At 73.8% G+C, this 18,462-nt stretch carries 20 protein-coding genes; 9 read left to right on the top strand and 11 right to left on the bottom strand.

Annotated elements, in window-relative coordinates; all coding sequences use genetic code 11:
* Nucleotide 1 precedes the first annotated feature (1 nt).
* Together ACBI99_RS19810 and ACBI99_RS19805 are read right to left on the bottom strand one after the other, a co-directional pair.
* Nucleotides 2-988 carry an alpha-ketoacid dehydrogenase subunit beta gene (locus ACBI99_RS19810; RefSeq protein ID WP_375073020.1) on the bottom strand — a complete coding sequence of 329 codons (987 nt, stop codon included), beginning with the start codon at nucleotides 986-988 and terminating at the stop codon, nucleotides 2-4.
* Nucleotides 981-1,943, bottom strand: coding sequence for a thiamine pyrophosphate-dependent dehydrogenase E1 component subunit alpha (locus ACBI99_RS19805; protein WP_375073019.1), 963 nt, complete (start codon nucleotides 1,941-1,943; stop codon nucleotides 981-983). The genes ACBI99_RS19810 and ACBI99_RS19805 overlap by 8 nt, the downstream gene beginning before the upstream one ends.
* A 260-nt stretch (nucleotides 1,944-2,203) precedes the next feature.
* Between ACBI99_RS19805 and ACBI99_RS19800 the strand changes: the two genes are divergently transcribed.
* Both ACBI99_RS19800 and ACBI99_RS19795 read left to right on the top strand, forming a co-directional pair.
* On the top strand, nucleotides 2,204-3,535 hold the full coding sequence (locus ACBI99_RS19800) for an MFS transporter (protein ID WP_375073144.1): 1,332 nt from the start codon (nucleotides 2,204-2,206) through the stop codon (nucleotides 3,533-3,535).
* A 76-nt stretch (nucleotides 3,536-3,611) separates the two neighbouring features.
* Nucleotides 3,612-4,388, top strand: a complete 777-nt coding sequence (locus tag ACBI99_RS19795; RefSeq protein WP_246646420.1) for a helix-turn-helix transcriptional regulator — start codon at nucleotides 3,612-3,614, stop codon at nucleotides 4,386-4,388.
* Nucleotides 4,389-4,436: 48 nt separating this feature from the next.
* Here ACBI99_RS19795 and ACBI99_RS19790 read toward each other — a convergent pair whose 3' ends face one another.
* Both ACBI99_RS19790 and ACBI99_RS19785 read right to left on the bottom strand, forming a co-directional pair.
* Complete coding sequence (locus ACBI99_RS19790) at nucleotides 4,437-4,859, bottom strand: DUF6463 family protein (RefSeq protein WP_219512983.1); 423 nt, start codon at nucleotides 4,857-4,859, stop codon at nucleotides 4,437-4,439.
* A gap of 120 nt (nucleotides 4,860-4,979) precedes the next feature.
* Nucleotides 4,980-5,252, bottom strand: coding sequence for a hypothetical protein (locus tag ACBI99_RS19785; RefSeq protein WP_375073018.1), 273 nt, complete (start codon nucleotides 5,250-5,252; stop codon nucleotides 4,980-4,982).
* A 187-nt stretch (nucleotides 5,253-5,439) separates the two neighbouring features.
* Between ACBI99_RS19785 and ACBI99_RS19780 the strand changes: the two genes are divergently transcribed.
* Together ACBI99_RS19780 and ACBI99_RS19775 are read left to right on the top strand one after the other, a co-directional pair.
* Nucleotides 5,440-6,390: an AraC family transcriptional regulator ligand-binding domain-containing protein gene (locus ACBI99_RS19780; RefSeq protein ID WP_375073017.1), complete on the top strand. Its 951-nt coding sequence runs from the start codon at nucleotides 5,440-5,442 to the stop codon at nucleotides 6,388-6,390.
* A gap of 65 nt (nucleotides 6,391-6,455) precedes the next feature.
* Complete coding sequence (locus ACBI99_RS19775) at nucleotides 6,456-7,613, top strand: alpha/beta hydrolase family protein (RefSeq protein ID WP_375073016.1); 1,158 nt, start codon at nucleotides 6,456-6,458, stop codon at nucleotides 7,611-7,613.
* A gap of 21 nt (nucleotides 7,614-7,634) precedes the next feature.
* On the opposite strand, the gene ACBI99_RS19770 is transcribed toward ACBI99_RS19775, so the two are convergent.
* Both ACBI99_RS19770 and ACBI99_RS19765 read right to left on the bottom strand, forming a co-directional pair.
* Nucleotides 7,635-8,210, bottom strand: a complete 576-nt coding sequence (locus ACBI99_RS19770) for a DUF2867 domain-containing protein (RefSeq protein ID WP_219513023.1) — start codon at nucleotides 8,208-8,210, stop codon at nucleotides 7,635-7,637.
* Nucleotides 8,207-10,132 (bottom strand): fumarylacetoacetate hydrolase family protein, encoded by a 1,926-nt coding sequence (locus ACBI99_RS19765; protein ID WP_375073015.1) that lies wholly within the window; start codon nucleotides 10,130-10,132, stop codon nucleotides 8,207-8,209. Before ACBI99_RS19765 ends, ACBI99_RS19770 begins: the two co-directional genes overlap by 4 nt.
* A gap of 57 nt (nucleotides 10,133-10,189) precedes the next feature.
* Between ACBI99_RS19765 and ACBI99_RS19760 the strand changes: the two genes are divergently transcribed.
* Nucleotides 10,190-10,762 carry a TetR/AcrR family transcriptional regulator gene (locus ACBI99_RS19760; RefSeq protein WP_375073014.1) on the top strand — a complete coding sequence of 191 codons (573 nt, stop codon included), beginning with the start codon at nucleotides 10,190-10,192 and terminating at the stop codon, nucleotides 10,760-10,762.
* A 24-nt stretch (nucleotides 10,763-10,786) separates the two neighbouring features.
* Here ACBI99_RS19760 and ACBI99_RS19755 read toward each other — a convergent pair whose 3' ends face one another.
* From ACBI99_RS19755 to ACBI99_RS19740, 4 genes are all read right to left on the bottom strand, one after another.
* Complete coding sequence (locus tag ACBI99_RS19755) at nucleotides 10,787-12,067, bottom strand: glycosyltransferase (protein ID WP_375073013.1); 1,281 nt, start codon at nucleotides 12,065-12,067, stop codon at nucleotides 10,787-10,789.
* A complete protein-coding gene (locus ACBI99_RS19750; RefSeq protein WP_375073012.1) occupies nucleotides 12,060-12,662 on the bottom strand; it encodes a TetR/AcrR family transcriptional regulator in 603 nt (200 codons plus the stop codon). Before ACBI99_RS19750 ends, ACBI99_RS19755 begins: the two co-directional genes overlap by 8 nt.
* A gap of 88 nt (nucleotides 12,663-12,750) precedes the next feature.
* Entirely contained in the window at nucleotides 12,751-13,323 is a 573-nt protein-coding gene (locus ACBI99_RS19745) for a hypothetical protein (protein WP_357587837.1), read from the bottom strand.
* 263 nt (nucleotides 13,324-13,586) lie between these two features.
* Nucleotides 13,587-14,543: a LysR family transcriptional regulator gene (locus ACBI99_RS19740; protein WP_375073011.1), complete on the bottom strand. Its 957-nt coding sequence runs from the start codon at nucleotides 14,541-14,543 to the stop codon at nucleotides 13,587-13,589.
* A 92-nt stretch (nucleotides 14,544-14,635) separates the two neighbouring features.
* Between ACBI99_RS19740 and ACBI99_RS19735 the strand changes: the two genes are divergently transcribed.
* The 3 genes from ACBI99_RS19735 to ACBI99_RS19725 all read left to right on the top strand — a co-directional run bounded on the left by ACBI99_RS19735 (nucleotide 14,636) and on the right by ACBI99_RS19725 (nucleotide 17,226).
* Entirely contained in the window at nucleotides 14,636-15,805 is a 1,170-nt protein-coding gene (locus ACBI99_RS19735) for an MFS transporter (RefSeq protein WP_375073010.1), read from the top strand.
* A complete protein-coding gene (locus tag ACBI99_RS19730) occupies nucleotides 15,802-16,608 on the top strand; it encodes an alpha/beta fold hydrolase (protein WP_375073009.1) in 807 nt (268 codons plus the stop codon). The genes ACBI99_RS19735 and ACBI99_RS19730 overlap by 4 nt, the downstream gene beginning before the upstream one ends.
* Nucleotides 16,609-16,692: 84 nt before the next feature.
* Nucleotides 16,693-17,226, top strand: coding sequence for a signal peptidase II (locus ACBI99_RS19725; protein ID WP_219513055.1), 534 nt, complete (start codon nucleotides 16,693-16,695; stop codon nucleotides 17,224-17,226).
* Between the two features lie 16 nt (nucleotides 17,227-17,242).
* Here the strand turns inward: ACBI99_RS19725 and ACBI99_RS19720 are convergent, their stop codons facing one another.
* On the bottom strand, nucleotides 17,243-17,872 hold the full coding sequence (locus ACBI99_RS19720; RefSeq protein ID WP_375073008.1) for a TetR/AcrR family transcriptional regulator: 630 nt from the start codon (nucleotides 17,870-17,872) through the stop codon (nucleotides 17,243-17,245).
* 65 nt (nucleotides 17,873-17,937) lie between these two features.
* Between ACBI99_RS19720 and ACBI99_RS19715 the strand changes: the two genes are divergently transcribed.
* A complete protein-coding gene (locus ACBI99_RS19715; protein WP_219513071.1) occupies nucleotides 17,938-18,447 on the top strand; it encodes a CcdC protein domain-containing protein in 510 nt (169 codons plus the stop codon).
* Nucleotides 18,448-18,462 lie beyond the last annotated feature (15 nt).

Raw genomic sequence — 18,462 nt, 5'->3', positions numbered from 1 at the left:
GTCACGCGGTCGTCGCGGGCGCGAACATCGAGAGCAGCCGCCCGGCCACCGTGTCACGGCCGGGGATCGCGGCCCGCTGGAGCGCGGGCGCGGCGGGGATCCGCAGGTCCTCGGTGGCGATCCGCAGCGGCGGCGCCGACAGCGGCACCCCGCGCTCGACCACCCGCGCGACGACCTCCGCGCCGAAGCCGCCGGTCAGGTTGGCCGCGTGGACCACCGCCAGGCGGCCCGTACGCGAGACGCTGTCCACGACGGTGTCCGTGTCGAACGGGTCGATCCAGCGGGCGTCGATCACCTCCACGTTGACGCCGGACGACTCCAGGACCCGGGCGGCCTCCAGCACCGTGTGCAGCATCGGCCCCCAGGTCACCACGGAGAGGTCGGACCCCGCGCGGTGGACGCGCGCGCCGCCGATCGGGGCCCGGGGCCCGTCCTGGTCGACCGGGCCCTTGAGCGAGTGGTAGAGCTCCCGGCTCTCGATGACGACGACCGGATCGTCGCAGCCGATCGCGGCCAGCAGCAGGTCGTAGGCGTCCTGCGGGGTGGCGGGCAGGCACACCCGCAGGCCGGGGACGTGCGCGAACAGCGCCTCCACGCTCTGGGAGTGCTGGGCGCAGGAACCGGGTGTCGCGCCCTGCTGGGTGCGTACGGTCATCGGCGCGGTCAGCCTGCCCCGGGAGACGTACCGGACGTTGGCCGCCTGGTTGATCAACTGGTCGAACGCGACGAACGCGAAGTCCGCCCACATGATCTCCACGATGGGCCGCAGCCCCATCATGGCCGCGCCCACGGCCCCGCCGAGGATGGCCGACTCGGAGATGGGCGTGTCGAAGACGCGCTCGCCGAACTCCCGGCGCAGGCGGCGGGTCACGCCGTGGACCCCGCCGGGGAGCGCGACGTCCTCGCCGAACAGCAGGGTGCCCGGGTCCTCCGCGAGGGCGCGGCGCAGCGCGGCGTTGACGGCCTGGGCGTAGGTGATCTCAGCCATGCACGTGCTCCTTCACGGTGGCGGGGTCGGCCGGCGGCGCGGCGAGCGCGGTGACCGCCGCGGCCGCGATCTGGGCGCGCGCCCGGGCCTCGACCGCGGCGAGCTCCGCGTCGCCGGCCCCTGCCGCGCGCAGGGCCGAGGTCAGCACGACGATCGGCTCCGTGGCGCGGGCGGCCTCCACCTCGTCACGCGGCCGGTACGTCTGCGCGTCGCCGATGTAGTGGCCGACCAGCCGCTGGGTGTGCGCCTCGACGAGGACGGGCCCCCGGCCGGACCGGCAGGCGTCCACCGCCTCGGCGACCACGCGCCGGACGGCGCCGACGTCGTTGCCGTTCACCCACGAGCCCGGCATGCCGTACGCGGCGGCGCGCGAGACCAGGTCGTCGTCCCTGACCATCGCGGCGATCGGCGTCAGCTCGGAGTACCGGTTGTTCTCCACCACGAAGACGACCGGCAGGTCGAAGGCGCTCGCCATGTTCATGGCCTCGTGGACGGCGCCCTGGTTCATCGCCCCGTCGCCGAACACCGCGAGCGCGACCCGGCCGGAGCCGTCGTACCGGGCGGCCAGCGCGGCGCCGACGGCGATGGGGGCGTGCGCACCCACGATGGAGTTCTCGCCGTAGAAGCCGTGGCCGGGATCCGACAGGTACGCCGAGCCGGCCCGCCCGCCGTTGGTGCCCGTCTCCCGGCCCAGCAACTCGGCGAACAGCGCCGCCGGGTCGGCGCCGCAGGCCAGCGCCCAGCCGTGACCTCGGTAGGTGGCGAACACGGCGTCACGCGTCAGGTCGAGCGCGGCGCAGGCGCCCACCGGGACGGCCTCCTGGCCGATGCACAGGTGGACCGACCCGGCGATCCGCTCCTCGACCCGCAGGCGGGTGACGGTCTCCTCGAAGACCCGGATCCGCCACAGTCCGGCCAGATCCGCCAGCGCGGTCTCGGTAGGGGGATGAGGCAACGGGTCCGCCTTTCCTGGGAGTCGTGACGGCACTCACTGTGCGTCCGTCCCCCTGTCGCCTCCACCGCACGACGGCCCGCTTTTCGACTATCTGCAAATGAATCGCCCCCTCCGTCAGGGTGGCCGCGCCCCGGCGGCCGACGGGCAGGGACCGATGGGGTCGGCGGGCGCGCCGTCTACCCGTGTCCTCCATGCGACATGGTCTGGCCCCGTCGCGGATTGTGGCCACCGGCGGCGGATCATAGCGTCGTCGGGTGCCGATGATCGTGTTGTGTCTTGTCCAGTTCATGCTCGTGCTCGATGACACCGTCGTGAACGTCGCTCTGCCCAGCATCCGCGATGAGCTGGGATTCAGCGCGTCCGGGTTGCCCTGGGTCGTCAACGCCTACTTCCTGGCCTTCGGCGGGCTGCTGCTGTTGTGCGGCCGGATGGCGGATCTGCTGGGCCGCCGCCGCGTCTTCCTCATCGGGGTGGCGCTGTTCGGGGTGGCCAGCCTGGCCTGCGGGCTCGCGCAGGAGCCGTGGCAGCTCGTCGTCGGGCGGTTCGTGCAGGGCGCGGGTTCTGCGATGGCCGGCCCGGCGGCGATGTCGATGATCACGTTGCTGTATCCGGGACCGGAGGAGCGCACCAAGGCGCTCGGCGTCTGGGGCGGCATCGCCGCCCTGGGCGGGACCTCGGGGCTGGTGCTGTCCGGGGCGCTGACCGACCTGCTGTCCTGGCGGGGGATCTTCCTGATCAACCTGCCCGTCGTCGCCGTGGCCCTGGTGCTGCTCCCCCGCCTGATCCCCGAGTCCCGTGCTCCGGGCCGGCGTGGCCTCGACGTTCCCGGCGCGGTCCTGGTCACCGGCGCTGCGGTGTCGCTGGTGTACGGGCTGCTGCGGGCCGGAGAGACCGGCTGGAGCGACCCGCTCGCCGTAGGCGCCGTCGTGCTCTCGGCCGCCTTGGCGGTGGCGCTCCTGGTGGCCGAGTCACGGGCGGCGGAGCCGCTGGTGCCCCGGTCGTTCCTGGCCTCGCGGACGCGGGCGGTCGCCAACGGCGCGACCCTGCTGTTCTCGATGGCGATGTACGCCATGTCGTTCCTGCTGATGATCCAGATCCAGACCGTGCTGGGCTACAGCCCGCTCCTGGCCGGAATCTCCTACCTGCCCTACGGCGCCGGCATTCTGGCGGGCATGTGGCTGTCCTCCCGCATCTCGCTCAGGATCGGGACGCGCTGGGCGCTCCTGCTGGCGTTCCTGGTCAACATCGCCGGCCTGCTGCTGCTGTCCGGCGTGGCGGCGGGCGACACCTACGCCGCCCACGTCCTGCCCGGCATGCTCGTCCTGAGCGTGGGCAACGGGCTGAGCCTGCCCGTCATGGCCGTGGCCGCGGTCGACGGCACCACCGAGGAGAACGCCGGTCTCGGATCGGCCCTGTTCACCTCCGTCCAGCAGATCGGCGGCGCCGTCGGGGTGGCCGCGCTGGCCGTCATGGGCTATGCGGACGGGCTCACCGCGGGCGCGGTCTGCGTGGCGGTCGGCGCGGTGCTCATCGCCGTGCTGCTGCCGTCGCGTGCCGTCAGCGGAAGCCTTCCGGCCGCCGCTCCCCGGTGAGGACCTCACCCGAAGCACTGGCCACGATCCGCGATGAGCTCACACCATGTCGCCGTGGGGACATAGTCTGCACAGCATGATCGAGGCCGGCGAGTCCGCGGTCCCGGCCGCGGTGGGCGTGATCGTCGTCGGGCACTTCCCGCTGTCGTCGGGAGAGTGGATCTCCCCGCACAGCCACACGCACCACCAGCTGGCCTGGACGCGGAGCGGCGTCCTCAGCGTCGCCGTGGACGACGCGTACTGGGTCCTGCCGCCCACCCGGGCCCTGTGGTTGCCGGCGGGGGTCGTCCACCGGACCGGCGCGACCCGCGACGCGCTGCTGTGCAGCCTCTATCTCGATCCGGCGCGGTGCGCCCTGGACTGGGCGGAGCCCACCGCGGTCGGCGTCGACGGGCTGCTGGCCCACCTGATCGCCCATCTCGCCCGTGAAGACCTCGCCGATGACGCGCGGCTGCGGGCCGAGGCGGTGGTGCTGGACCTGCTGCGCCCCTTGCCTGCCCTGCCCATCGACGTTCCGCTCCCCGTGGACGAACGCGTACGCGCCGTGGCCGGCACCCTGCTCGCCGACCCCTCCGACTCCCGGAGCCTGGACGCCCATGCCCGCTCCGTCGGAGTGAGCCGGCGCACCCTGACGCGGCTGTTCGTCCGTGACACGGGGATGAGCTTCGACCGCTGGCGCACGCACATGCGCCTGCGGGCCGCCCTGCCTCTCCTCGCCGAGGGCCGGCCGGTGTCGCAGGTGGCGCACACGGTGGGGTACGCGACCCCGAGCGCCTTCCTCGCGGCGTTCCGCCGGACCGTCGGCACCTCGCCCGGGCGCTACCTCAACGGAGAGGCCGTTCCGGACCTTTGAACCGGAACCGCAGCGGTCACCGGAAGATCCGCTGAGCCTGGGGAGGTGTCACCGGTCCAGCCCGGCCGTCGCCTCGGTGAGCGGCCGGGCCGTGCCGGTACGGCGCGCGGCGACGAGGCCGAGCACGCCGATGGCGACCATCAGCCAGCCGCCCGTGACCGGAAACTCGATGACGCACAGCAGGGCGCCGCTGATGATCAGGTACCAGCCGACCTGGGCCGGGAAACGTCCGGTGGCGTGGGCCAGCGTCCGGGCCAGGGTGCCCAGCGCCAGGAGCAGGATGCCGGCGGCGAAGAAATAGAGCGTGTATTCGCGCTTGTAGTAGTCGGCGGCGGCGGTGTCGGCGGCGGAGGCCCAGAAGCCGTCGCCGGCCATGTCGGCCCAGGAGTTCGGCGTCGCGAGGGCGTAGGCGAAGTGCACGATCGCCAGCGCGATGATCAGGCGGGGGACCCATCGGGTCAGTGCGTTCATGTGGTGTGCTCCCACTCGTCCGGGCCAGGCGCGCAGGGTCGCGCCCGCTTACCAGGCGGACCATACCATACCGGATCGTATGGTCCTTTGTGCTGGTGAGCGAGCGCGCGCGGAGCCCGGTCAGCCCACTTGCTGGGCGCACTTGGAGAGCGCCTGCTCGGCCTCCTTGTTCCCCGTCAGGCCCTTGATGTCGTCGGCCGATTTGAGGGAGCCCTCCATGTAGCTTTGCAGGCTCTTCGCGTCACCGTATTTCAGGGCGACGTCCGCCAGGCAGGACAGGGCCGGCTCGGGCATGCCCTCCATGTCCGCCTCGGCCTTCAGCTTCTCCGTGAAGCTCGCCTTGTCCACGCCGCCGCCGCAGGAGGCGAGGCCGAGGGCGAGCGTCGTCGCCACGCATCCCAGCATGACGGAACGGACGGTACGGGAAAAACGCATGATGCGACCTTTCTGAGGTGCGGGAATCCACTGAATTCAAGGAGTAATTCGGCCGCCCGGGCATTTCACGGGCGGCCCCTCGTTCCTTGATCGGAAAAGGTACCATACGGAATGGTATGCCCTGCCGGGACGTACAATTCCGGCTGTGAATGGGACAATTGCGGCATCAGCGGTCAAATACGTGCTGGGCGCAAGCGAGGACCCCGAGCGGCTGGCCCGGGAGACCGGCCTGTCCGATCACGAGCTCCCCTCCCGCGTCCCCGCCGACGCCGTGGACGAGCTCTGGACACGGGCGGCGAGGCTGAACGGCGACCCGGACTTCGGGCTGACGCTTGGGCGGGCGTACCAGCCGGGCGCGTTCGGCCTGCTGGACTTCCTGTTCCTGAGCTCGGACACGCTGGCGGGCGCGTTCGGCGCCGCCGTACGGAACGTGGGGGTGCTCTCCACGGGCGGGTCGTACGGCTGGAGCGAGCACGACGGGCTGGTCACGCTGAGCCGGAGCCTGCCGACGCAGAACAGGCACGCGGTCACGTTCCTGCTGGGCTGGCAGCTCGCGCTCGTCCGCGTGGCCGCCGGGAAGCCGATCACCCCGGTCCACGTCGGGCTGGCCATGCCCGCGCCGCACCGTCACGGCGACCTGGCCGAGGCCTACGGCTCCCCCGCCGTCGACTTCGGCCGGCCGGCCAACTCGCTGACCTTCCGCCGCTCCGAACTGGAGATCCCGCTGGTCGGAGCCGATCCGGTGACGGCGGCGATGCTGCGGCGCCGGGCCGCGCAGCTCCTCCCCGCCGAGGAGAGCTGGCGGGACAGGGTGCGGGCCTACCAGGCGCAGCATCTCGGCGATCTGGAAGCCGCGGCCAGGCACTTCGCGATCAGCCCGCGCAGGCTCCAGGAACTGCTCAAGCGGGAGGGCACGAGCTGGCGGCGTGAGCTCGAAGCGGTCCGCGGCGACCTGGCGGTGGAGATGCTGGGCGACGGCAGCCTGCCGACGGCGGTGATCGCGCGGCGGCTGGGATATTCGGACGAGCGGGCCTTCCGCCGGGCCTTCCGCCGCACGTACGGAAGGTCGCCCCAGCAGCATCGCGGGGGCGCGTGAAAGGTCCCCCGGGCCACGCCTCCGGTCCTTACCGGCCGCCGCGGCGCGGCCGTAGCTTCGCCCCCATGACGCAGAACACCACGCTGCAGCGCAGCAACGCGACCCGCTATTTCTTCGGCGACCGCGACATGGACTTCATCTTCCAGTGGTCGCTGGGCGCGGCGAAGACCGGCGGGCTGGACTCCGGCGAGCTGTTCCACATCGCCTCCCGGATCGAGGACGGAGACACGGCCGGCTGGGTGGCGGAGTTCGAGGGCTTCGGCGACGCCCAGCGGGCCCTGGCCGAGCGGTGGGCCGGACAGGGCCGCAGGCGGAGCGCCGGCGAGGTCATGATGAAGGCCTACTACGCCTACCGGCAGGCGTGGCAGTTCGCCGGCCGCGGCGAGCGGTTCCTCCCGTTGATCTCCAAGTACGAGGCCGCCTTCAGGCGGGCCGTGGAGCTGCTGGCTCTCCCGATGACCTTCATCGAGGTGCCGTTCGAGGGCGCGTCGCTGCCGGGTCTGCGGATCGACGCCGGCCCCGGCACGCCCACGTTGATCGTGATCGGCGGCGGGGACACGAGCAAGGAGGACATGTACCACCTGGCCGGGCGCAACGCCTGGGAACGCGGCTACACCACGGTCATCGTCGACCTGCCGGGGCAGGGCAGCACGCCGCTGCGCGGGCTGCACCTGATGGCCGAGACCGAGCGGCCCGTCGGCGCGATCGTCGACCACCTGGTGGGGACCTACGGGCAGGACACCGCGAAGCTGGCGATCATCGGGTTCTCCGGCGGCGGCTACATGATCAGCCGGGCGCTGATGTCCGAGCGCAGGATCGCCGCCGGCGTCGCCAGCACCCCGATCCTCGACTTCGGCGCGGTGCTGCCCGTCGAGGTGGTCGAGGCGATGGCGACCGACGGGGCGATGAAGGACAGCTTCCGGATGTACCTGTGGCGCTCGGGCCTGGCCGAGCCCGTGGACTTCGCCCGTCTGCTGGCGACCTTCACCACCGACCCGGGCGAGATTCGCAGCGCGTTCCTGTCGATCGCCGGGCTGAGCGAGTCTCCGGTCCTCGTCGACCAGGCGCGGCGGTTCCACGAGGCGCTGCCGGTGGAGCGCAAGACCCTGCTGGAGTTCGACGCCGCCTCGGGCGCCGACGCGCACTGCCAGGTCAACAACCCGACCCGGCTCGCCCAGGAGGCCGTGGACTGGCTCGACGTGACGCTCGGCGTACGGGCCTGACCCGGCGGGTCCCGGCGCCCGTCACGGGCTCCCGGCCCGCCAGCCCCTGCCGATCATCCGGACCAGCGCCGGGTCCACGACCAGGCGGCGGAAGGGGCGGATGACGGCCATGTACGCCCTGCCGAACAGGCCGTTCGGCTTGACCAGCACCGCCATCTGCCCCCGGTGGCCGCCCGTGCCGTCCGGGACCCAGCCGATGTGCATGACGGTGTGCACGGTGCGGTTGGCCAGCTCCGCCGCCCATTCGGCGCCGGTCAGATAGACGGAGGTGAGCGGCACCGCGCGGGGGTCCGGGCCGCGCGGGCCGTCACGCAGGTCGGCGGGCAGCCGGTGACGCAGTGACTCCACCCGCGTGCCGACGCCCGAGCCCGGCCCGTCCCAGCCGAACAGCGCGCCGAGCCTCCAGCGCAGCGCGAACAGCCACCGGCTCGGCCCGGAGAACCGGCCCGCGCCGCCCGCCATCTGGGCGACCAGCCGGTCCAGGTCGCCGGGGCCGCCGGGCGTGGGCAGCGCCCACACGTCCTCCAGCCGGAAGTCGGGTGCCACGGCGTGGATGCGCCACGGGACGGAGGTGTGGGCGGTGTCCGGAAGTCTCATGAGCGGGCGGCCTCCCATTCGGCCATCAGGGCGAACAGCGCGAACCTGTCGAGCACCGGCTGGCCGGGGCGGATCTCGCGATAGCGCTGGTAGACGTTGACCACGACCCGCTCGGCGTCCAGCCAGGCGGCGTACTGCGCCAGGTCGATCCCGAACGCCGCCTCCCGCAGGTCCAGGCCCTTGGCGTGGGCGGCGTCCGCCTGCTCGACGACGTGGCTCAGGTAGTCCCGTACGGCGCGGACGCCGGCGGCGTCGGTCACCGGGCCGTGGCCGGGCACGACGGTCGGCGCGTCCAGCGCGATCATCGTGTCGCAGGCGGCGATCCAGTTGGCGATCGGCCCGCTCCACACGATCGGCGTGCAGCCGACGAACAGCAGGTCCCCGGCGAACAGCACGCCCGCGGCGGGGACGTGCACAACCGTGTCGGCCCCGGTGTGCGCGGGGCCGAGGTCGAGCAGGCGCACCTCCCGCCCGCCCACCTCGACGCTCAGCCGCCGTTCGAAGGTCTGGTCGGGGGCGCGCAGCCGGATGCCGCCGAAGTCGTAGTCGCCGAAGCGCGCGCGCAGGTAGCGCGAGAGCGTCGGCCCGAGGTCCATCACCTGGAGGGCGGCCGTCAGCTCCGGCGGCAGCTCGGTGCGCATCTCGTGCGCGGTGCCCTCGGCGGCGATGACGCGCACCGAGCCGGCCAGCAGCTGCCCGCCGTGCGTGTGGTCGCCGTTGGCGTGGGTGAGCACGTGGTGGCTGATGGGGTGCCGGTCGGTGACGGGCCGCATGCCGTCCAGCATCGCGGCGGTGAGCCGCAGGTCGTACAGGGTGTCGACCAGCAGCGACGCGCCGTCTCCGGCGACCAGCCCGGCGTTGCTGCGGCCGTAGCCGCCGTCCGGCAGCAGCCATGCCCACACGCCGTCGCCGACCTGGTGCAGACCTTCGGTGTACGGCACGGCGGAGCGGGCCGGGTTGACCCGCGCGGGACGCGGGACGACGGCCGGGTCGGGCCGCCGCGGCAGCGGGTGCGGGGCGGTGGCGGCGCGCACGGTCTGCCGCACCTCCCCCAGCCCGTCGGCGTGCAGCCGCACCACGTCGCCGTCCTTGAGCCAGCCGCGGAACGCGCCGAGGTCGCCGAAGTCGAGGTGTTCGAGCAGGCAGCAGCCGGGCACGGTGCCGGAGCCGAAGACGTCCCCGGGCCGGAGCTCCACGCCGCGCGAGGCGTACGAGACGACCTCGGCGAAGGACCAGTCCATGGCGTCGGTGCGGCCTTCGCCGACCACCTCGCCGTTGACCTCGGCGCGGACGCCGAGCGCGAGCCTGCCGTCCGGGCCCGTGGGCAGCTCGTCGGGGGTGACCAGCCACGGCCCGAGCGTGGTCGCCCCGTCCTTGCCCTTGGCCTGCCCGATCTTGAGTTGGCTCTCCAGCCCTTGCAGGTCGCGGGCGCTCCAGTCGCACATCAGCGTGTAGCCGGCGATGTGGCTCCCGGCCTGCTCGGGGGTCAGGTCGCGGCCCGGGGCGCCGATCACCGCGGCGATCTCCAGCTCGAAGTCGAACCAGGCGCTGCCGGGCGAGACGGGCACGTCGTCGTGCGGCCCGACGACGGTGGCGGGGTTGCCGAAGTAGAAGGCCGGGATCTCGTACCAGGTCGGTTCGAGCTCGCCGGAGGCGCCCATGGCGCGCAGGCAGCCGCGCATGTGGTCGAGGAAGCACAGGCAGTCGCGGATGGACGGGGGTGTGGGGATCGGCGCCTTCAGCGTGACGCCGGCCAGCGGGACGACCTCGCCCGGCTCGGCCAGTGCCCGCTCCCCCGCCTCCCGCAGCCCGCCGGCGAGCAGCCCGGCGAGCGTGACGCCGGGCGGGAGGGGGTGGACGAGGTCACCGTCGAGGACCCCGGCTCGGTCGCCGTCGGCGGTGGCATAGGTGACGAAGCGCACGATGCTCTCCTGTGTTGGCCAACATAGAATATGATTGCTAGCACACAAGGAGGGTGTGTGACACCGCGACGAGAGCAGACCAGCCACGAGAGCCGCGAGCTGATCCTCACCGCGGCCGCGGAGCTGTTTGCCGAGAAGGGCTACCGGCAGACGACGTTCGTCGACGTGGCCGAGCGGTCCGGGATCAGCAGGGGCTCCATCCCCTGGCACTTCGGCAGCAAGGAGGGCCTGCTGCTGGCCGTGCTCGAACGCTCGGTGGCGGCGATCCGCGCGGGCCTCGACGCCGACGAGCCGGACCCCGGGCCGCTCTGGGAGGCGGAGGACGAGTTCGAGGCGCTGTTCACCGCGCCGACCACCAAGCTGTTCGTCACGCTCCTGGTCGAGGCGCTGGAGCCGGGCTCCCCCATCCAGAGCCGCTACGCCGAGATCCACGCCACCCTGCGCGAGCACCTCCTGCGCAGGCTGCGACGGGCGCCGCTGCCCGCCGGGGTGTCGGCGGACGCGCTGGCCGTGGTGATCGTCGGCGCGGGCATCGGCATCTTTCAACAATGGCTGCTGGCGCCCGACCGGGTCGACGCCGGGCAGGCGCTCGCGACGCTCCGCACGATGGTGGCCGCGCTGGTGCCGTGATCGGCGTCCCGCAGGCGTCGCGGATCAGCGCCGCGACGGCCCGCCGACGGCGCGGGCGGCCAGGGACTCCAGCTCGGCCACCGCGAGGTCGGCGGCCGTCTCGGCGGCGATCTCGTCCGCCAGCCGGCGCGCCTCGCGCCGGAAGGACCCGTCGTGCAGGACCCGGCCGGCCGCGCGGGCGATCGTCCTGGCCGAGGCGCCCCTGCCCACGACCAGCCCGGCCCCGGCGTGCTCGACGCGGCGGGCGACCTCGCCCTGGTCCCGGCCGAGCGGCACGCAGACCAGGGGCACGCCCGCCGCCAGGGACTTGACGGCCGTGCCGTGCCCGGCGTGGGTGATCGTCAGCGCGGCGTGGGGCAGGACGGCGCTGTGCGGGGCGGAGGCGGTGACCAGCACGTTGCCCGGCGCGCGGACCGTCGCCGGGTCCACGGCCGGGCCGGTGGTCAGCAGCCCGCGCACGGGCAGCGTGCCGAGGGCCTGGGCGATGCGGTCGAGCAGCGCGCGCTGGTTCATGAACGTCGAGCTGAGGCTGACCAGCGCCAGCGGCGCGTCGCCCGGGGGCAGCTCCAGCTCCCCCACCCAGACGGGGTCGTCCAGCCGGGGCCCGGCGTGGCGGACGTGGTCGGGGAAGCGCCGTCCCGGGTAGTCGAGCGCGCGCGCCGACAGCACGAGGAACCGGTCGACGCGGGAGAACGCGCTGATGACCGACTCCACCGGCCGCAGCCCGTTGGCGGTGCGGGCCGCGTTGAGCGCCGGCAGGCCCTTGGCCCACGGCCTGAGCGTCATCTCCGCCACGATCCGGTCACGCAGGCGGGCCAGCGGGCCGGTGGCGGGCTTGAGGCCGGGCCCGAACGGCGGCGCCCCGGGGGTGGCGAACGGGTAGAGGGTCGTGCCGAGGGCGGCCACCGGGATCCCGGCGGCCTCACCGGCGGTGAGCGTACCCAGCAGGGAGAAGTCGGAGACCAGCACGTCGGCCGGGTGGGCGCGCAACTCGGCCAGCGTGTCGCGGGCGAAGTCGGCCGCGGGCCCGCAGACGAGCCGGTCGCGCAGCCGGGCGAACGCGCCCATCGGCGTGCGGGCCTCGAAGTCCTTCAGCAGGTCCTGCGCCGGGTCGGTGGTGTCGCCCTGGGGCGCCGTCGTCCAGGCGACGGGCTCCGCGCCGGTGGCGGCGACCTCGTCGTGCAGCGACCTGTCCGCCAGCACCCGGACGCGGTGGCCGCGCTCGCGCAGCGCGCGGGCGACCGAGAGGGTGGGCGGCACGGCTCCGCCGCCGGACCAGGTGGCGAACAGGAAACTGCTACTCATGGTCACTCTTTCGCGGGTCGATCGAGGTCAGCAGGTCACGCATGGCGCGTTCGGCGTCGGCGCGGGGCAGGCCGAGGTCGCGCCGCCACAGCTTCCACAGGCAGACGTCGGTGGCGGCGTAGTGCAGGTTCAGCGCGTGCTCGCGGGCGGGGCCGCCGGCGGGGAGCCGGTCGGCGAAGACGCGCTCCAGCCAGGCTCGGTGCTGGGCGCGGGCGTGGGCGGCGGCCCTGCCGATGGCCGGGACGCGGTCGACCTGCGCGATCCACAGCGTCACGGCGTCGCCGTCGCGCTCGTAGTCGTCGAACAGCGCCGCCACGATCGCCGCCACGTCGCCGGCCGGGGCCTGGCGGGTGTCGGAGATCCGGGCGGCGAGCCAGTCGGCGACGGCGTCGGCCAGCTCCTCCTTGCCGCCGAAGCGGTTGACGATCGTCTGCACGGACACGCCCGCCGCGTCGGCGACGTGCTGCAGCGTGACGTCGTCGTACCAGTGGCGCATCCACAGCCCCGCCGCGGCCTCCAGCACCCGCGCGCGGGTGGCCTCCACGGCGGCGGCGCGGGCTCCCATCCGGTACGGACGCCTGCTCTCATTTTGCATGGAGTCATTACTATATTCAATTGGGTTGCCGGTCAAATGAAAAACGGGGCCCGCCGGTGACGGCGAGCCCCTTGATGCGCTCTACACCTCAGCCGAGGATGACCGTGGCGTACCGGTATCTCGTGCTGCCGTTCTCGTCACCCCAGTGCGCGCGGCCGACCATGACCTCGCCGGGGGTGCCGTGCGAGTAGTGGCTGCTCTCCTTGAGGTTCCCCGTCCACACGTGGGCCGCCAGACGCAACTGCCGCCCCTGCCAGTGGAGGGTGGCGGGCCGGTACCGCGTGCTGCCGTTCTCGTCCCCCGTGTGCCACCTGCCGGCGATCGCCTGGTCGGCGGGCGTCTCGTAGAACGAGCTGCTCTCCTTCTGCGGCTCGCTCCACGCCCCCGGCGAGACCACGGCCTGCTCCCCGTTGACGAGGACCCGGCTGCAGTAGTAGGTCGTGTAGCCGTTCTCGTCGCCGCTGTGCTTGCGCCCCGTGATCACCTCGTTGAGCGGGCAGGTGAACGCCACGCCGCTCGACTCCTTGAACGTGGAGGTGTGCTGGAGCTGGGTCGTGATCGTCACCTCCGCGCTCTGCGAGGTGGTCGCGGCCGCGGGGGCCGCAGGCAGGGCGGCCAGGGCGGCCGTCGCCGCTACAGCGGATAGCACCTTCTTGTACACGCTCTTCGTCCTCCGGTTTCGTTTCCGATGTCGTCCGGTGGGCACCGAGTGCGTGAGCCTTTCAGCGCACGCCATCCCGCGCGATCGGTGACGCCCCGTTTGTCCCGTACTGCGGGCACGGCGCCTGGAAGGCGCCGCATGGGATGGTGATCACATGCTGGCCGCTGAGGCGCCGCCGATTCGTCCGCCTGACGGGTGATCTCCGATCCGCCGCGCGGATTACCTCCCGCCGGCGCGCGCGGGAGGTCTCGATCGCGTGAGGGTCAGCCGGTGGCCGGCGTGGGCTGGCTCGCCTCGGGCTCGGGCAGCCAGGCGTCGTCGGGCGCGGCGAGCCAGTCGTGGGCGGCGGCGAGGTCGTCCACGGCCTGGTGCAGGGCGCGCAGGCCGGGATGGTCGCCGTCGGCCCGCCAGATCATCATCCACGGGAACACCGCGACCGGCTCGACCAGCGGGCGCAGCACCGCGCCGGGGATCGCGGGCTGGGTGGTCAGGGTGAGGATGGGCGCGTCACGGTCGCGGATGTGCTGGGCGAGCTCGTCGCCGCCCCGCACGTGCGGGTGCGCCATCGCCGGGTCGACCCCGAACGGCGCCAGCAACTGCAGGACGGCGTGCTCCCACCCGGGAGTCGCGTGGTCGCCGGCCCGGATGCACGGGCTGGTGCCGCGCAACGACTCCAGCGGCACGGCGGGCAGCCTGGCGAGAGGGTGCAGCTCGGGCACCAGCACCGCGATGGGCTCGTGGCGTACGGGACGCTGGCGCAGGCCCTCGAGCGCGCCCGGGCCGCGGCCGAACGTGACGTCCAGCCGCCCGTCCAGCAGCAGCGGCGACGCCGCCTCGGTGCCGTTGTGGAAGCGGGCGAAGAACTCCACCTCGGGCGCGAGCCGGCGCGCGGCGGCCAGCACCAGCGCGGGCGTGAGGCCGGAGCCGACGACGTCGACGGTGAGCGAGCGGGGTTCGCCGCGCAGCTCCAGCATGGTCGCGTCGTAGAGCCCGAGGATCTCGCGGGCCCGCGCCAGCAGGAGGCGGCCCTCCGGCGTGAGCGTCACCCGGCGGGTGGTGCGTTCCAGCAGTTTGCGGCCCACCCGGTCCTCCAGCCTGCGCACGTCGCGGCTGAGCGCCTGCTGCGCCACGAACAGGCGCTGGGCCGCCCGGCTGAAGTGCAACTCCTCGGCCACGGCCACGTAGTGGCGCAGCAGGCGGATCTCCACGTCGTCAGGCATGCCTCCTTCCTAGCCGATTGACGCAGCTGATGCGTGAATCGGCTTCGAACAGGTGTTGGACCCGGGCGGGGCGCCACCACCAGGATCGAGGCATGGCCGGACGAGGAACGATCACGCTCAGCTACGGGCTGACGGGCGTCATGAACGCGCTGTGGGGCGCCACGCTCCCGGCGACCGACGCGCGCCTGGAGCTCGGGCCGGGCCGGGTCAGCGCGCTCCTGATGGCGCTGGCCGTCGGCGCGCTCGTGGCCATGCCGGTGGCGGGCCGCCTGGCCGACCGCTGGACCGGGCGGGCCCTGCTGCGCGGCTGCGCCCCGGCGGCGGCGCTCGCGCTGACCGGGCCGGCGCTCGCGGCGGACGCGGGGACGCTGATGGCCTCGGCGGTGGTGTTCGGGATGCTGTCCGGGCTGCTCAACGTGGCCCTCAGCCTCCAGGCGGCGGCCGTCGAGCGGGCGCTGGACCGGCCCATCATGGCGGGCGTGCACGGCGCCTGGACGCTCGGCGCGGTCGCGGGCGGAGCGGTCGTCACGGCCGCCCTGCGCGCCGGCGTCGACGTGCGGGTGCTGATGGCGGCGGGCGCGCTCGCCCTGGCCGCCGCCCTGGCCGCCGTGAAGGGCGCCCCGGACGCCCCCGCGCCCCCGGCCCCGCCCGTGTCCGGTGCGCGGGCGCCGGGGCGGCTGCTCCTGCTGGGCGTGATCGGCGCGGCGGCGTTCGTCAGCGAGGGCGCCGCCACCGACTGGGCCGGGCTGCACGCCACCCGCGTCCTGGGCGCGGACCCGGCCACCGGCTCGCTCGTCTACACGGTCTTCTTCGTCGCGATGACGGTCGTGCGCTTCACCGGCGACGCCCTGCGCTCGCGGCTTGGCGCCGGCCGCACGATCCGGCTGGCCGGCTCGACCGCCACCGCCGGCTACGGCCTCGTCCTGCTCGCCGGCACGCTGCCCGCGAGCGCGCGGGTGGAGTGCGCGATGGCCGGCTGGGCGCTCGCGGGCGCCGGCATGGCCGTCGTCTGGCCGATCGTGGCCAGCCGGCTGGGCGCCGCCGACGGCGCCTCCCGCCGGCTGTCGGCCGTCACCACCATCAGCTACGGCGGTGGCCTCGTCGGCCCCGCCCTCATCGGGTACGTCGCGACGACCGCGACGCTGTCCCTCGCCCTGGTGATCCCGGCGGCGCTCGCGCTGCTCGTGGCCACCGTCGCACCACCCCTGCTGAACGCGGTCACCAGGACCGCGTCCGACACCCTGTCCAGGAGGACATCATGACCGTTTCCACGCTCCGCGTCCCGGACGCCCGCCTGCACTTCGAGGTACGCGGCCGGGGCCCGCTCGTGGCGCTCGTCGGCGCGCCGATGGACGCCGACGCCTTCGCCCCGCTGGCCGACCTGCTCGCCGCCGACCACACCGTGCTCACCGCGGACCCGCGCGGCATCAGGCGCAGCGTGCTCGACGACCCCGCCCAGGACTCCACCCCCGAGCTGCGCGCCGACGACCTGCACCGGCTGATCGCCCACGTGGACGCCGGACCCGCCGTGGTGTTCGGCTCCAGCGGCGGCGCCGTCACCGCGCTCGCCCACGCCCAGGCCCACTCTGGGCAGCTGCGCGGCGTCATCGCCCACGAACCGCCGCTCGTCGAGCTCCTGGACGACCGCGACAAGCTGCACGCCCAGACCGACGACATGGTCGCCGCCTACCTCGGCGGCGACGTCATCGGGGCGTGGGCGGCGTTCATGGCGCAGGCGGACATCGCGCTGCCCGAGGGGGCGCTGGAGATGATGTTCGGCGGCGAACGCGATCCGCAGCACGTCGCCGACGAGCGCCGCTGGTTCGCCCACGAGCTGCGCGGCACCACCCGCTGGCGGCCCGACCTGGGCCTGCTCCGCTCCGCGCCCGGCCTGGTCGTCGGGGTCGGCGCGGAGTCGGCCGGGCAGCTCTGCGACCGCGCCTCCCGCGCGCTGGGGAACGCGCTCGGCCTCGACGCCGTCGTGTTCCCTGGCGACCACACGGGCTTCGCCGACGACCCCGCGGCGTTCGCCCCCGTCCTGCGCGCCGTCCTGGCCCGGCTCTGACAGCTCCGGGCACGGACGCATGGGTCGGCGCTTTCGATCGATACGTAAGCGAAACCGCTAGATTGGGCGGGACAAGCTCATCGGATGGCGAGGTCGAAGGTGCCGATCGGACAAGATGCCCGCAGGCCGGGACGGTACACGTGGATGCTGGCGCTGGGCGCGGTCGTGCTCGTGGTGGACCAGCTCTCCAAGTTCTGGGCGCTGTCGGCGCTGTCCGGCGGCCGGACCGTCACGGTGATCCCGGATCTGATCCGGCTGCGGCTGCTGTTCAACCCCGGCGCCGCGTTCTCCATCGGTGAGGGCGTGACGTGGGTGTTCACGCTGACGGCCGCGGCGGCCGTCGGCGGCATCCTCTACACCGGGCGGCGGCTGCGCTCGTCCGCCTGGACCGTCGTGCTCGGCGCGCTGCTGGGCGGCGCCGCCTCCCACCTGCTCGACCGGCTGTTCCGCCCGCCCGCGTTCGCGCAGGGGCACGTCGTCGACTTCATCGACTACGGCGGGCTGTTCGTCGGCAACGTGGCGGACATCGCCCTCACCGTGAGCTGCGCCCTGCTCGTGCTGCTCACCGTGCGCGGCATCCCCCTCGGCGCGGAGGCCGGGGAGCGGCCCTCCACCTGACCTCCCCGGCCGTCCCTCAGGCGCCTTCGGAGGTCAGCGCGGCCAGGTGGGCGCGGAGCACGGCGAGCATGGTGCCGGGGTCGAGGCGGTCAGGATAGAACGCGCCCTCCAGCGACAGCCCGTCGAGCAGCGCGCACAGGCGGCGGGCCTCCACCGCGACGTCCGCGCCTGGCCGCAGCCGGCCCGACCGGCGCCCGCCTTCCAGGACCTTGGTGGTGAGCGCGAGCAGCCCGTCGTACAGCTCGTCGGCGTGGGCGCGCAGCTCGGGCCGTGAGCGGGCGGCGGCGGCGAACGACAGCCAGACGACGGCCTCCGTGCGGCGCTCGTCGTCCAGCGGCAGCATCTCCGCCAGCATGCTGACGACGGTCTCGCGCCGCTCGCCCTCGCTCATCGGCGCGGCCGGGTCCAGCAGCAGCTCCGCGTGCGCGGTCAGCCGGGCCAGCAGCCGCGCGGCCATCTCCCGCATCGCGAACACCATCAGCTCGGTGTGCCCGGCGAAGTAGTGCCGCACCGAGCCGATGGCCAGCCCGGCCTCGGCGGCGACGTTGCGCAGCGACGCCTGCTCCAGGCCGTCGCGGCAGATCACGCGGAACACGGCCTCGGCGACGGCCTGCCGCCGCTCCTCCGGGTCGACGATTTTCGGCACCCCCCTTTATAGCACGGCCATGCTATGTTCTGATTTAGCATGGTCGTGCTATCAACGGAGGTGTCATGAGCGGAACCCTGCTCGCGGTGGTCGTCGTCGTCCTGGTCGTCGCCGTGGTGATCCGGCGGTTCCGGGGGGAGCCGCTCAACGCCCGCGACCTGTTCGTCCCGCCCGTCGCGCTCGTCGGCATCGGCACGTACACCCTGGTCGACAACGTGCGGCCGGAGGGGGCCGACCTGGCGTGGGTGGTGGCCGGAGCCGTCACGGGCCTGCTGCTGGGCGCGCTGCGCGGGCTCACCCCGCGCCTGTTCGTCCGCGACGGCCACCTCTGGCAGCGCTACACCGCCTGGACGCTGCTCGTGTGGGCCGCCTCGGTCGCGGTCAACGCCGGCCTCGGCGTCCTGGCCACGGCGGCGGGCACACCCGGCCAGATGCGCCCGATGACCCTGTCCATCGGCGTCAGCCTGCTAGGCGAGGGCCTGGTCCTGGCCCTGCGCGCCCGCACCACCGGCGCCTCGTTCGCCCCCGCCAAGGACGACTCCCCCCTCGACCGGCTCACCCGCCGCCGCCCCTGACCGGCGGACCGCGGT

The sequence above is a fragment of the Nonomuraea sp. ATR24 genome (assembly GCF_041950485.1).
In the GTDB taxonomy this organism is placed as follows: domain Bacteria; phylum Actinomycetota; class Actinomycetes; order Streptosporangiales; family Streptosporangiaceae; genus Nonomuraea; species Nonomuraea ceibae.
This window is presented reverse-complemented; position numbering and strand designations above follow the sequence as displayed.

Excerpts from the sequence above, each read along its gene's own strand:
- ACBI99_RS19810 (WP_375073020.1), bottom strand. The coding sequence starts at position 988 with ATGGCTGAGATCACCTACGCCCAGGCCGTCAACGCCGCGCTGCGCCGC.
- ACBI99_RS19800 (WP_375073144.1), top strand. The coding sequence starts at position 2,204 with ATGATCGTGTTGTGTCTTGTCCAGTTCATGCTCGTGCTCGATGACACC.
- ACBI99_RS19795 (WP_246646420.1), top strand. The coding sequence starts at position 3,612 with ATGATCGAGGCCGGCGAGTCCGCGGTCCCGGCCGCGGTGGGCGTGATC.
- ACBI99_RS19790 (WP_219512983.1), bottom strand. The coding sequence starts at position 4,859 with ATGAACGCACTGACCCGATGGGTCCCCCGCCTGATCATCGCGCTGGCG.
- ACBI99_RS19775 (WP_375073016.1), top strand. The coding sequence starts at position 6,456 with ATGACGCAGAACACCACGCTGCAGCGCAGCAACGCGACCCGCTATTTC.
- ACBI99_RS19770 (WP_219513023.1), bottom strand. The coding sequence starts at position 8,210 with ATGAGACTTCCGGACACCGCCCACACCTCCGTCCCGTGGCGCATCCAC.
- ACBI99_RS19755 (WP_375073013.1), bottom strand. The coding sequence starts at position 12,067 with ATGAGTAGCAGTTTCCTGTTCGCCACCTGGTCCGGCGGCGGAGCCGTG.
- ACBI99_RS19750 (WP_375073012.1), bottom strand. The coding sequence starts at position 12,662 with ATGCAAAATGAGAGCAGGCGTCCGTACCGGATGGGAGCCCGCGCCGCC.
- ACBI99_RS19740 (WP_375073011.1), bottom strand. The coding sequence starts at position 14,543 with ATGCCTGACGACGTGGAGATCCGCCTGCTGCGCCACTACGTGGCCGTG.
- ACBI99_RS19735 (WP_375073010.1), top strand. The coding sequence starts at position 14,636 with ATGGCCGGACGAGGAACGATCACGCTCAGCTACGGGCTGACGGGCGTC.
- ACBI99_RS19730 (WP_375073009.1), top strand. The coding sequence starts at position 15,802 with ATGACCGTTTCCACGCTCCGCGTCCCGGACGCCCGCCTGCACTTCGAG.
- ACBI99_RS19725 (WP_219513055.1), top strand. The coding sequence starts at position 16,693 with ATGGCGAGGTCGAAGGTGCCGATCGGACAAGATGCCCGCAGGCCGGGA.
- ACBI99_RS19715 (WP_219513071.1), top strand. The coding sequence starts at position 17,938 with ATGAGCGGAACCCTGCTCGCGGTGGTCGTCGTCGTCCTGGTCGTCGCC.